This is a genomic window from Novosphingobium sp. BAM6 (genome assembly GCF_057784955.1).
This window is the reverse complement of record NZ_JBYNTR010000002.1, coordinates 82,356-94,311: the sequence shown is the minus strand read 5'-3', so window position 1 is coordinate 94,311 and position 11,956 is coordinate 82,356. Positions and strand designations below refer to the sequence as shown.

9 protein-coding genes are annotated in these 11,956 nt (G+C 65.6%); 4 read left to right on the top strand and 5 right to left on the bottom strand.

What is annotated here, in order from left to right; genetic code table 11:
- Positions 1 to 162 precede the first annotated feature (162 nt).
- From AC3EC3_RS09110 to AC3EC3_RS09095, 4 genes are all read left to right on the top strand, one after another.
- The gene (locus AC3EC3_RS09110; RefSeq protein WP_488489316.1) at positions 163 to 1,761 is read left to right on the top strand and encodes a peptidoglycan DD-metalloendopeptidase family protein; all 1,599 of its coding nucleotides are present in this window, start codon (positions 163 to 165) and stop codon (positions 1,759 to 1,761) included.
- Between the two features lie 76 nt (positions 1,762 to 1,837).
- Positions 1,838 to 2,836: a porphobilinogen synthase gene (gene hemB / locus AC3EC3_RS09105; protein ID WP_488489315.1), complete on the top strand. Its 999-nt coding sequence runs from the start codon at positions 1,838 to 1,840 to the stop codon at positions 2,834 to 2,836.
- A gap of 269 nt (positions 2,837 to 3,105) precedes the next feature.
- Positions 3,106 to 3,696, top strand: a complete 591-nt coding sequence (locus AC3EC3_RS09100) for a gamma carbonic anhydrase family protein (protein WP_488489314.1) — start codon at positions 3,106 to 3,108, stop codon at positions 3,694 to 3,696.
- A complete protein-coding gene (locus AC3EC3_RS09095; protein ID WP_488489313.1) occupies positions 3,696 to 3,977 on the top strand; it encodes a DUF167 domain-containing protein in 282 nt (93 codons plus the stop codon). The genes AC3EC3_RS09100 and AC3EC3_RS09095 overlap by 1 nt, the downstream gene beginning before the upstream one ends.
- Before the next feature lie 9 nt (positions 3,978 to 3,986).
- Here the strand turns inward: AC3EC3_RS09095 and AC3EC3_RS09090 are convergent, their stop codons facing one another.
- The 5 genes from AC3EC3_RS09090 to clpA all read right to left on the bottom strand — a co-directional run bounded on the left by AC3EC3_RS09090 (position 3,987) and on the right by clpA (position 11,825).
- Positions 3,987 to 4,424 carry a globin domain-containing protein gene (locus AC3EC3_RS09090; protein WP_488489312.1) on the bottom strand — a complete coding sequence of 146 codons (438 nt, stop codon included), beginning with the start codon at positions 4,422 to 4,424 and terminating at the stop codon, positions 3,987 to 3,989.
- A gap of 77 nt (positions 4,425 to 4,501) precedes the next feature.
- Positions 4,502 to 6,127 carry a cisplatin damage response ATP-dependent DNA ligase gene (locus AC3EC3_RS09085; protein ID WP_488489311.1) on the bottom strand — a complete coding sequence of 542 codons (1,626 nt, stop codon included), beginning with the start codon at positions 6,125 to 6,127 and terminating at the stop codon, positions 4,502 to 4,504.
- Between the two features lie 252 nt (positions 6,128 to 6,379).
- Positions 6,380 to 7,396, bottom strand: a complete 1,017-nt coding sequence (locus tag AC3EC3_RS09080; protein WP_488489310.1) for a ligase-associated DNA damage response exonuclease — start codon at positions 7,394 to 7,396, stop codon at positions 6,380 to 6,382.
- Positions 7,397 to 7,463: 67 nt separating this feature from the next.
- A complete protein-coding gene (locus tag AC3EC3_RS09075) occupies positions 7,464 to 9,332 on the bottom strand; it encodes a M1 family metallopeptidase (RefSeq protein ID WP_488489309.1) in 1,869 nt (622 codons plus the stop codon).
- 84 nt (positions 9,333 to 9,416) lie between these two features.
- Positions 9,417 to 11,825 (bottom strand): ATP-dependent Clp protease ATP-binding subunit ClpA, encoded by a 2,409-nt coding sequence (clpA, locus tag AC3EC3_RS09070; protein ID WP_488489308.1) that lies wholly within the window; start codon positions 11,823 to 11,825, stop codon positions 9,417 to 9,419.
- Positions 11,826 to 11,956 lie beyond the last annotated feature (131 nt).

Sequence of the window (11,956 nt, the reverse complement as noted above, 5' to 3'; positions counted from 1 at the left end):
GTCAATGTGGCACCGCAATACGTCGCTCGCAAGACGCACCCGAACGAATGGAGGGTACTGCGTCCACAGATTTAGGCAGCTGTTAACCTTACGGGTGCAGGGAGAAGCCACGCAAAGTGATGCCGTCGCCGGTCGGGCGGGAGCATCAAAGGACGGGGCGTTGTGTTCAGGACACTCGATCAGGGATCGCAGGGCAGCGAAGGCGGGGGGCACGCCGCCTCGCTGTCGCGCGCGCAGATCCTGCGCAGCGCTGCGCCTGCAGCCCCATCTGCCGTCCCGCCGGTCCCGCAGAAAAGCGCCGGTCGTCTCGCCCGCTTCGAGGCGTGGTGCGAGCGGGAACTGACGCACGATCTGGCCGAGAACATCGGCACCGGCCGCTGGTATCGCGGCCTTGCGACGATGGCGCTACTCGCCGCAAGCGCCTTTGCCCTGTGCCCCGGTTTCTCTGCTGTCGAGGCCGCGCCTGCGCTGCGTGCGGACGATGCGGTGCGCGGCCAGTTCCTCTCGCAGACCATCGCGCCGCTGGCCTTGGGTGGCGACATGGGGCGCCGGATGGGCGCCAGTCCGCTGGTGACGCCGCTTAGAAGTGTGCCCGAACGTCCGAGCATTCAGATGGTCTCGACGCTGACGCAGGGCGACAGTTTCTCCGGCATGCTCGAACGCGTCGGGCTTGGCGGCGGCGATATTTCGCGCGTCAATGCGCTGGTATCGCAGGCGGTCGCCACTGGCGATATTCCGGCGGGCACGCAGTTCGATATCACGCTGGGCCGTCACCTCGCCCCCGGTGCGCCGCGTGCGCTCGATGCGATGACGTTCCGCGCGCGCTTCGATCTCGATCTGGCGATAGAGCGCCATGGCGATGCGCTGTCGCTGGTGCGCCACCCGATCCGCGTGGATGCAACGCCGCTGCGGATCGAGGGTACGGTGGGCAGCAGCCTCTACCGCTCGGCGCGCAATGCCGGGGCGCCGATCTCGGCGATTCAGGATTATCTGCGCGCGATCGATAAGCAGGTCTCGCTCGACGATCTTTCGGCAGGCGATCACTTCGACATGATCCTCGCCTACAAGCGCTCGGCAGAGGGCGACCATCAGGCCGGCGATCTGCTCTACGCAGGGCTGGTCCATGACGGACGCCCCCGTGTCCAGTTGATGCGCTGGGGCAAGGCGGGCGACATGATGCCCGCGCCCGACGTGGTGCAGCCGATGTCCTCGGGCCTCGCGCTGCCGGTCTCGGGCCGGATCACCTCGCCCTATGGCCCGCGCCGCCATCCGATCCTCGGTTTCGTGCGCATGCATGCGGGGATGGACATCGCCGCGCCCTATGGCTCGCCGATCCACGCGGTGCGCGATGGCGTGGTCAATTTCGCAGGGCGCCACGGCGGCCACGGCAACTTCGTGCGGCTGGACAACGGCGGCGGCGTGGGCACCGGCTATGCCCATATGAGCCGCATCGCCGTCTCTGTCGGCCAGCGCGTCCGGGCCGGGCAGGTGATCGGCTATGTCGGCTCGACCGGGCTTTCGACCGGGCCGCATGTCCATTTCGAGGTTTACCAGAACGGCCATACGGTGAACCCGCTCAGCATGCGTTTCGTCTCGACGCCCTCGGTCGACCCGAAGGAGCGCGATGCCTACAAGGCCGCGCTCGCGCGCCTGCTCGGCATCGAGCCCGGCGCGGCGCTTCAGGATATGGCCCCACAGGCACAGCCACAGTCCGCGCCGACGCGCGAGATCGACCGGCTGGGTGCCGCTCAGGTCAAATAAAGGTGCAGGTTTTGCGCGCCAGTGGGACGGATTGACCCATTTGCATGTGGCGCAACGCAGGATTAGACCCGGCCCCATGATTACAGCCCAGTTTCCCGCCGCTCGCCTCCGTCGCACCCGCGCCACCGAATGGAGCCGCTCGCTCCACCGCGAGACCGTGCTGACGCCCGCCGATCTGATCTGGCCGGTCTTCGTGACCGAAGGCGAAGGCGTGGAGCAGCCGATCGCGACTCTGCCCGGCGTCTCGCGCTGGTCGGTGGACCTCTTGGTTCAGCGTGCGCGTGAGGCGATGGAACTGGGCATTCCCTGCCTTGCGCTGTTTCCGAACACCCAGCCCGAGCGTCGCAGCGAGGATGGCGCCGAAGCGCTCAACCCCGACAACCTGATGTGCCGCGCCCTGCGTGCCATCCGTGACGAACTGGGCGATGGCATCGGCCTGCTGACCGACGTCGCGCTCGATCCCTACACCAGCCATGGGCAAGACGGGCTGATCGATGACGAGGGCTATGTCATCAACGACCGCACGGTGGAGGCGCTGGTCGACCAGTCGCTCAACCAGGCGCGCGCCGGGGCCGATATCATCGCGCCGTCGGACATGATGGATGGCCGCATTGCCGCGATCCGCAGCGCGCTGGAAGGCGAAGGCCATATCAACGTCCAGATCATGTCCTACGCGGCCAAGTACGCCTCGGCTTACTACGGCCCGTTCCGCGATGCGGTCGGCTCGCGCGGGCTGCTCAAGGGCAACAAGAAGACCTACCAGATGGACCCGGCCAATACCGAGGAAGCGCTGCGCGAAGTGGCGATGGACCTTGCCGAAGGCGCGGATACCGTGATGGTCAAGCCGGGCCTGCCCTATCTCGACGTGCTGCGCCGGGTGAAGGAGCGCTTCGAGGTTCCCGTCTTCGCCTATCAGGTCTCGGGCGAATACGCGCTGATCGAGGCGGGCGTCGCGGCTGGCGTGGCCGATCGCGATGCGATGGTGCTGGAAACACTCCTGGCCTTCAAGCGGGCAGGCGCCTCTGGTGTGCTGACCTATCACGCGGTCCACGCGGCGAAGCTGCTGAACGGCTGAGGGGTAGAGTTGGAAGATTGGAAGGGGTGACTTTCCGGGGCCAGTGGCCCCGGACCCCGTTACTGTCGGCGCAGGAATGCCGGTTCGGCGTCATGACCCGCCGCGCTGTCGGTAGTTAGGGTCTTCCGACGATAGGAATACGCGGGCACGCCTGCCTCATTCTCAAGGCTCGCGCCGGAAGACGTAAAGGGGGTGCAGGGGGGCTCTGCTCCCCTGCGTTTATCCTCTAAAGCTCTTCCCCAATCACAAACCCCTGGAAGAGCCACGCCATGACCACCCCCCGCCCAGACATCACCATCGCCGCGATTCACGGCAAGGCGCCGCGCATCCATTCCAGCGCCTTTATCGCGCCGGGGTGCCGGATCATCGGCGATGTGGAGATCGGGCCGGATGTCAGCATCTGGTACAACTGCGTGATCCGCGCCGATGTGAACCGGGTGGTGATCGGCGCGCGCAGCAATGTGCAGGACGGGACGGTGATCCACTGCGACAGTCCCAAGCCGCACCGGCCGGAGGGTTATGCGACCTTGATCGGCGAGGACGTGCTGATCGGGCACATGGCGATGATCCATGGCTGCACGCTGGAGGATGGCGCGTTCGTGGGGCTCGGCGCGATCGTCATGGACGGCAGCCATATCGAGGCGGAGGGCATGCTGGCGGCGGGCGCGCAGCTGACCGGCAAGCGGATCGGCGCGCGGCAGCTGTGGATCGGTCGCCCGGCGAAGTACCTGCGCGATCTGGACGAGGCGGCGCTGGCGGGCAACCGGGCGGGCGTTGCGTCTTATGTCGAGAATGGCCGTGCCCATGCCCAGGCGCTAGGCCTTGCGCTTGGTCTTGCGGCGGGCCTCGCACACGACTGATGGCTCGTCCCAAACCCGTCCTGCCGCCTGCCGAGGCGGTTCAGGCGCTGGTCGATCCGGAAGGCCGTCTGGCGCTGAAAGTCACGCCCGGCGCGCGGGTGGAGGCGCTGGAGATCGTCGCGGGGCGGCTCATGGCGAAAGTGCGCGCCCAGCCGCAGGACGGCATGGCCAATGCGGCGGTGCGGATGCTGCTCGCCTCCGCGCTCGATATCGCGCCTTCGCGGGTGGAGCTGCTGCGCGGAAGCACCTCGCGCGAGAAGATGTTTCGGATCGACATCTGATATTCACTTTCACCGGAACTGCTGCGCGCGGCCCAGCGCATGGGCGGTGCGGGTGAGGGCATCGGCGACGATATTGCGGGCCTCTGCATCGAAGCCGGGAGGAACGCCCGGCGCGGGATCGGGCAGGACGTCGCGGATCGCGTGCTCCATGCATTCGGCCCACTGCCCGGCAACCTCGGGATCAATCGCCATGCCGGTGTGCATCGACATCATGCAGCGTCCCGGATTGGCCGCAAACCAGTCTCGCGGTCCGCCGGCCCAGCCGATCAGGAAGCCGGTCAGCGAAGCGCGTGTGGGTTCGAGATTGTGCGGGTGCATCGCGCGCAGGCGGGCATAGCGCCGCTCGCTGTCCATCCGGGCATAGAACCGCGCGGCGATCGCGGCGAACGTGGCGTCACCACCGAGGCGCGCGTGGATGGTCTGGGTGCGATCGTCGATATCGGTCATGCAGGCAAATCCGGGCTCATGCTGCTGCCCTTAGCACGAACGTTCCACGTGGAACTTGATGCCGGTCAACTCCTCCTTCAATCCCGGATCATCGCCTTGAGCGTTTCGATCCGGTCGGCCTCGTGCGCGGGCTTGTCGGCCCGGATGCGGTGGATGCGGGGGAAGCGCATGGCAAGGCCGGACTTGTGCCGCTTGCTGGCATGGACCGAATCGAAGGCGACTTCGAGCACCAGCGACTTGTCGGTTTCGCGCACCGGGCCGAAGCGGTTGACGGTGTGCTGGCGGACATGGCGGTCGAGGCCTTTCAGTTCCTCGTCGGTGAATCCGAAATAGGCCTTGCCGACCGGGAGCAGCTCGCCGCCGTTTTCCGGATCGCCGTCCCAGCAGCCGAAGGTGAAGTCCGAATAGAACGAACTGCGCTTGCCCGAGCCGCGCTGGGCATACATCAGCACGCAGTCGATCAGCAGCGGATCGCGCTTCCACTTGTACCACAGCCCGGTCTTGCGGCCCGCGATGTAGGGACTGTCGCGCCGCTTGAGCATCAGGCCCTCGATGGCCTCGTCGCGCGCGCCTTCGCGTAAAGCCGCCAGTTGGTCGAAATCGACCGCCCGGATCAGCGAGGACAGATCGAACCGCGCAGGATCGAGGCGGGACACTACCGCCTCCAGCGCGGCCCGGCGCGCGCTCCAGCCCAGCGGGCGCAGATCCTCGCCATCCAGCCGCAGCACGTCGTAAAGGCGCACGAAAGCGGGATAGTCGTTGCGCATCGCCTTGCTCACGCTCTTGCGACCGAGGCGCTGCTGGAGCGCGTTGAAGCTGGCCGCACCGCCCTGCGTGGCCTCATTGGCCTCGCCGCCCTGATGGCTGCCGCGCACCAGCAGTTCGCCATCGAGTACGGCATCAAACGGCAGCGCCTCGGCGATCTCGGGAAAGGTCGCCGATATATCGTCGCCGGAACGCGAATAGACGCGGGTCTCGCCTGTCCCGTCCTCGCCTCTCGCATGGACCACCTGCACACGGATGCCGTCCCACTTCCATTCGGCAACGTACTCGGACAGATCGAGCCGCGTGCCGTCCTCCAGCGGATGGGCCAGCATGAATGGGCGGAACAGCGGCAGGTGCTCGGACGAAGGCGCTGCCGCACCGTGCGCGGCCCAGTCGAACAGCGCATCGTAAGGCGGGGCCTGCCCGTGCCAGTGCTCCTCGACATCCTCCACCGAGACATCGAACGCCTGCGCAAACGCGGTCTTCGCCAGTCGCGCCGAAATGCCGATCCGCATCGCGCCCGTCGCGAGCTTGAGCAGGGCATAGCGGCCTTCCGCATCCAGTCGGTCCAGCAGGCGTGGCAGTTCGATGCCGACATTCGCCCGAGTCATCGCCGCCAGCGCCGCGACCGCCTCGCTGACCGTGGGCGGCGAGGGCGGGGCATCCGGCTCGGGCCAGAGCAGGCTCGCCGTCTCCGCCGAATCGCCCACATAGTCGCGGCTCAGAGTCCACAGCACCGGATCGATGCGCTCGGCCATGAGATTGCGGATCGTCGAGGACTTCACCGCCGGAAAATCGAGCCCGTCGGTCAGCGCCGCCAAGGCCCAGCCGCGATCGGGATCGGGGGTCTCGCGCAGGTACTCTGCCAGCAGCCGCAGCTTGGCATTGCGGCTGCGGGTGTAGACCAGCGCGTCGAGCAGGGCGGCGAAGCGTTCCATCAGGAGGGGGAGGGTGTTTCGAGAGAGTCAGGAAGGATAGTCCTGGGGCCGTGGGCCCCAGACCCCGTTACTGTTGTTGTCGGGCGCCTGTTCGCCGTCTTGTCCCGCCGCAGCGTCGGGAGACCAAATGTCTTCCGGCCAAAGCGTGGTGCAGGGGCGCGGGAGAGTATCCACATCGACAGTATTGGGGGTGCAGGGGGGCTCTGCTCCCCTGCGTCTTTCCTATCTTGAATCCCGACCTGTCTCATCCCCTCAATCATCCTCGTCCTCATAGCCGACCAGCGCCAGTGCGCGGGCCTTGCGCTGGTGGAGTTCGCACCAGCGCAGCATGGCGTCTTCGCGGCCGTGAGTGATCCAGGTTTCGGCGGGGTTGACCTCTTCGATGGTGCGGGTGAGTTCGTCCCAGTCGGCGTGGTCGGAGATGACGAGCGGCAGTTCGACCATGCGCTGGCGGGCGCGCTGGCGCACGCGCATCCAGCCGGACGCCATGGCGGTGATCGGATCGGGCAGGCGGCGGCTCCAGCGGTCGTTCAGCGCGGAGGGCGGGGCCAGCACGATGTGGCCTGCCAGCGCATCCTTCGGCGCTTCGGAGACGAGCCGCAGATCGCCAAGGTCTACCCCGAACTCTTCGTATAGGCGGCACATGCGTTCCATCGCGCCGTGCATCCAGATGGTGTCGCGGTATCCGGCAAGGCGCAGTTCGGCGATCACCCGCTGTGCCTTGCCCAGCGCATAGGCGCCGACGAGCACGCAGCGGTCGGGATTGGCGGCGCGAGCATCGAGCAGCCGCGCAATCTCGTGGGCGATGGGTGGGTGGCGGAACACGGGCAGCGCGAAAGTCGCCTCGGTGATGAAGACATCGCAGGGCGTGACTTCGAAAGGCGGGCAGGTGGGATCGGGCCGACGCTTGTAGTCGCCGGTCACGATCACCCGCTCGCCCGCGTGCTCCAGCAGGATCTGCGCCGAACCGAGGACGTGCCCGGCGGGGATCCAGGTCGCGCGGACGTTGCCCGGCAGGTCTATCGGCTGGTGGTAGGGCGTCGGCACCGCGCCTTCCTCCACGCCGTAGCGAAGGCGCATGATCGCCAGCGTTTCGGGTGTGGCGAACGTCTGGCCATGGCCGCCGCGGGCATGGTCGGCGTGGCCGTGGGTGATCAGCGCCGTGTCGACGGGGTGCGCCGGGTCGATCCAGCAGTCCGCCCCGTGGCTTTGGGGGACGATGTGGATGCCGTGAGGCTCGGGCCGGATCCAGGCGAAATCGCGGGGCATGGAATATAGAAGAAAGGGCGGGAAACCGCTGTGGTTCCCGCCCTTTCTTCCCTGTCTTTGGGAAGGGTCAGTCCTTGGTGCCGGAGCTTGCGTCCTTTTTCGACTTTTCAGCCTTCTCCCTGGCGTCCTTGTCCTTGGCCTGCTGATCCTCGAAGGCCTGCCATGTGGTGATCGCGGGATCGTCGCGCAGGATCTTGCCGTTCGGGTCGAGCACGTAGTGCGTATCGGGCGAAGGCAGTTCCAGTGTACCATGGCCATCTGCCATATCCACGAGATGTACCGTGTCGCCTACGCGGACCTCCACCGGCAGCACGAAGGGTTCGGCTGCGGGTGTGTGCCAGCTCAGGGTCAGGTGCGTGCCGTCCTGCCGCGCTTCCAGACGCGGCAGCGGGGCCACGCGGAAATAGGCGTCGAAGAACCAGCCCATCGGTTTGCCGGTGATCTGCTCGACTACCTTCTGGAAATCGGCGGTATCGTGAATCTGGTGCGCGAAATTGCCCGGTTTGGGATCATCGCGCCCATACGTGATCGCGCGAAGCGCGCGGCCGAACCCCTCGTCGCCCATGTAGAGCCGCAGCGTATGGGCAATCCAGGCGCCCTTGTAGTAGATATCGCCGCCCCAGTGCGCGTCCTTGTCGTCGTAATACGTGCTCGACACTTCGGTGTCGGGCGCGAGCGGCACGGTGCTGCGGATCTTCTTGCGCATGTCCCACAGCGCGGCGTGATATTCGAGATCGCCGTTCTTCCAGCGCAGATAGAGCGGCTGCATGTACGATCCGAAGCCCTCCTGCAGCCACATGTCGGCGTTGCGCGCGTTGGTCAACTGGTTGGCGAACCATTCGTGGCTGAATTCGTGGTGCATCAGCCAGTCATAGCCCTCGGGCGAGGGTTTGAAGTGGTTGCCATAGGCGTTGATGGTCTGGTGTTCCATGCCCAGATGCGGCGTTTCGGCAAGGCCGACTTTCTCGTCGCTCCAGGGATAGGGGCCGACAGTGCTTTCGAAGAAGCGCAGGAAGTCCTGCATCTGATCCAGCATGGCATCGGCTCCGGCCTTGTCGCCGGGCAGATACCAGAATTCGGTCGGGATCGTGTTGCCGAAACGGCTGGCATAGTCACGCGTCGCGGTCTCGTAGGGTCCGATCTGGAGCGAGACGCCATAATCGTTGGGGGTGCGGGCGCGCCAGTGCCAGATGCGCCGCCCGTTCGCCTCGCGGCTGTCGATCAGCCTGCCGTTCGATGCCGCGACGAGTGGATCGGGGACATCGATCATGAAATCGAGCACGCCCACGCGCTTGGAGAAATGATCGAGGCAGGGCCAGAACAGGTCGCAGCCCTGTCCCTGTACGGCGGTGGCGATCCATGGCTGGTCATGTCCGGCAGCATCTTTTGCGGTGCTCCAGACGAAGCCGCCTACCCAGGGGGGATTGGGGCCGACGAACGGTGTGCCGCCATACGTGATGGCAACGCGGGCCTGCTGTCCTTTTTTCAACGGGCGCGGCAGGCGAATCACCAGACCGCCGTCCGGGTTCGACCACTGCGTCGATGCCACGGCCTTGCCATTGATAGTGACTTTGCTGACCGGCAGGCGCGGATCGAGATCGAATTCCACTTTCGACAGCGGCGAAAGCGCCTGCACGGTATAGTCTGCGGTCCCTGCGATCGTTTTTGCGGATGGGTCGACGGCAAGTGACAGCGTGAGGTGGGGCAGATCCATCGCGACCTGCGTGGCGCTGAGCGGCAGCCCGCTCTGGCCGGTGCGCTTGGCCAGCGGCGCCTGTTCGGGTGTCTTGCCAGTCTTGCTTTCAGCAGTCTCGATTTTACCCGCCTGAGTCTTGTTCCCGTCTTCGGCAAATGCGTTTGTCGCTGTCGCCAGCACCAGCATGCTGCCCGCCAGAGTGCATGCCGCAGCCCAGCGGCTGCTTCGTATCGTGACCATTCCCCGTAGTCCCCCCGTATGCAAAACCGGCCCGCTTCGAGTGAAGCGGGCCGGCCGTGTCAGATAGTTTTGCGTTTACGCGTATCAGTCGTCGCCGTTGGTCTCCGGCTGTTCGCCCGGCTTCTTGGCGGTGGTGGCCCTGCCGGAAGCGCCGGAAGCGCCGGAAGAGCGGGCGGCGGGCTTCTTCTTCGCCTTGACCACCTTGGGCGCGGACGGGGTCAGCTCGAAGCTGAGTGCATCATCCTTGACCGAGACGTGGACTTCGCCGCCCTGCGCCAGCTTGCCGAACAACAGTTCCTCGGCCAGCGGCTGCTTGACCTTCTCCTGGATCACGCGGCCCATCGGACGCGCGCCATAGAGCTTGTCGTAGCCGCGATCGCCCAGCCAGGTGCGGGCATCGCCGTCGAACTGGATGTGGACGTTCTGATCGGCCAGCTGCAGTTCGAGCTGGAGGATGAACTTGTCCACCACCCGGCTGATCGTCTGCTTCGCAAGATAGGCGAAGGGCACGATGGCATCGAGGCGATTGCGGAATTCCGGCGTGAACAGCTGCTTGACCGCTTCCTCGCCGGCATCCGCCTTCGACACGTCGCCAAAGCCGATGCCCGAACGCGCCATGTCCGATGCGCCCGCATTGGTGGTCATGATCAGCACCACGTTGCGGAAGTCCACGGTCTTGCCGTGGTGATCGGTCAGACGGCCGTTGTCCATCACCTGCAGCAGGATGTTGAACAGGTCGGGGTGCGCCTTCTCGATCTCGTCGAGCAGCAGGACGCAGTGGGGCTGCTGGTCGATCGCATCGGTGAGCAGACCGCCCTGATCGTAGCCGACATAGCCCGGAGGGGCGCCGATCAGACGGCTGATCGAGTGGCGCTCCATATATTCGGACATGTCGAAGCGCTGCATGGGAATGCCCATGATGTGCGCCAGCTGCTTGGCGACTTCGGTCTTGCCGACGCCGGTGGGGCCGGAGAACAGGAACGAGCCGATCGGCTTGTCCGGATCGCGAAGACCCGCACGGCTCAGCTTCATCGCGGTGGAGAGCACCTCGATGGCCTTGTCCTGACCGAACACCACACGTTTCAGATCGACCTCGAGGTTTTCGAGCGCCTTCTTGTCGTCCGAGCTGACCGACTTGGCCGGGATGCGCGCCATCGTGGCGATCACCTGCTCGATTTCCTTCGAGGTGATCGTCTTCTTGCGGCGGCTGGGGGGCACCAGCATCTGCATCGCGCCCACTTCGTCGATCACGTCGATCGCCTTGTCGGGCAGCTTGCGGTCGTTGATGTAACGGGCCGAAAGCTCGACCGCGGTCTTGATCGCATCGGCGGTGTACTTGACCTTGTGGTGATCCTCAAAGGCCGAGCGCAGACCCTTGAGGATCTTGATCGTGTCCTCGATGGTCGGCTCGTTCACGTCGATCTTCTGGAACCGGCGCAGCAGGGCGCGGTCCTTCTCGAAGTGGTTGCGGAACTCCTTGTAGGTGGTCGAACCGATACAGCGGATCGTGCCGCCCGACAGCGCGGGCTTGAGCAGGTTGCTGGCATCCATCGCGCCGCCGCTGGTGGCGCCGGCGCCGATCACGGTGTGGATCTCGTCGATGAACAGCACTGCGTGCGGCATCTTCTCCAGTTCGGAGACGACCTGCTTGAGGCGTTCCTCGAAGTCGCCGCGATAGCGGGTTCCGGCCAGCAGGCTGCCCATGTCGAGCGAGTAGATCACCGCTTCGGCCAGCACTTCGGGCACTTCGCCCTCGACGATCTTGCGCGCAAGGCCCTCGGCGATGGCGGTCTTGCCGACGCCGGGATCACCGACATAGAGCGGGTTGTTCTTCGAGCGGCGGCACAGGATCTGGATCGTGCGGTCCACTTCGGGGCCACGGCCGATCAGCGGGTCGACCTTGCCCTTCAGCGCCTTCTCGTTGAGATTGACAGTGAACTGGTCGAGCGCGGAATCCTTCTTGCTCGCGCTGGAGCCCTTGCTTTCCGACTTTTCCTCGGGCGCAGGGGTGCTCTCGTCGCTGCCCTTGGGGCTGCGATCCTCGATCCGCTTGCCGCCCTTGCCGATGCCGTGGCTGATGAAGCTGACGGCATCGAGACGGCTCATGTCCTGCTGCTGCAGGAAATAGACGGCGTAGCTGTCCCGCTCGGAAAACAGCGCGACGAGCACGTTGGCGCCGGTCACGGTATCCTTGCCGGAGGACTGGACGTGCAGGATCGCGCGCTGGATCACGCGCTGGAAACCGGCGGTCGGGGCGGGGTCGCCCTTTTCCTCGGTCTTGAGCGACTGGTACTCCTGATCGAGATACTGGCGCACCACGTCGCCCAGATCGCCGAGGTCCACACCGCAGGCCTGCATCACCTGCGCGGCGTCCGCGTCGTCGATCAGCGCGAGCAGCAGGTGCTCGAGCGTCGCATATTCGTGGCTGCGCTCGGATGCGTGGGACAGAGCCGAGTGCAGGGTCTTCTCAAGGCTTTGGGCGAAACTGGGCATTTAATTGGCTTCCATCACAAGAGGAGGACGCTCCGTGTCGGGAGAGTTGAGGGGCTGGAGGGAAGGGAGGCTGGAGGGAAGGGAGGCTGGAGGGACGGGAAAGGGTGACAATGGCAATATAGGTACGCCGG

What these genes read in the sequence shown, in the direction of transcription:
- AC3EC3_RS09095 (WP_488489313.1), top strand. Translation starts at nt 3,696, where the DNA reads ATGGCTCGTCCCAAACCCGTCCTGCCGCCTGCCGAGGCGGTTCAGGCG.
- AC3EC3_RS09090 (WP_488489312.1), bottom strand. Translation starts at nt 4,424, where the DNA reads ATGACCGATATCGACGATCGCACCCAGACCATCCACGCGCGCCTCGGT.
- clpA (WP_488489308.1), bottom strand. Translation starts at nt 11,825, where the DNA reads ATGCCCAGTTTCGCCCAAAGCCTTGAGAAGACCCTGCACTCGGCTCTG.
- AC3EC3_RS09085 (WP_488489311.1), bottom strand. Translation starts at nt 6,127, where the DNA reads ATGGAACGCTTCGCCGCCCTGCTCGACGCGCTGGTCTACACCCGCAGC.
- AC3EC3_RS09100 (WP_488489314.1), top strand. Translation starts at nt 3,106, where the DNA reads ATGACCACCCCCCGCCCAGACATCACCATCGCCGCGATTCACGGCAAG.
- AC3EC3_RS09075 (WP_488489309.1), bottom strand. Translation starts at nt 9,332, where the DNA reads ATGGTCACGATACGAAGCAGCCGCTGGGCTGCGGCATGCACTCTGGCG.
- hemB (WP_488489315.1), top strand. Translation starts at nt 1,838, where the DNA reads ATGATTACAGCCCAGTTTCCCGCCGCTCGCCTCCGTCGCACCCGCGCC.
- AC3EC3_RS09080 (WP_488489310.1), bottom strand. Translation starts at nt 7,396, where the DNA reads ATGCCCCGCGATTTCGCCTGGATCCGGCCCGAGCCTCACGGCATCCAC.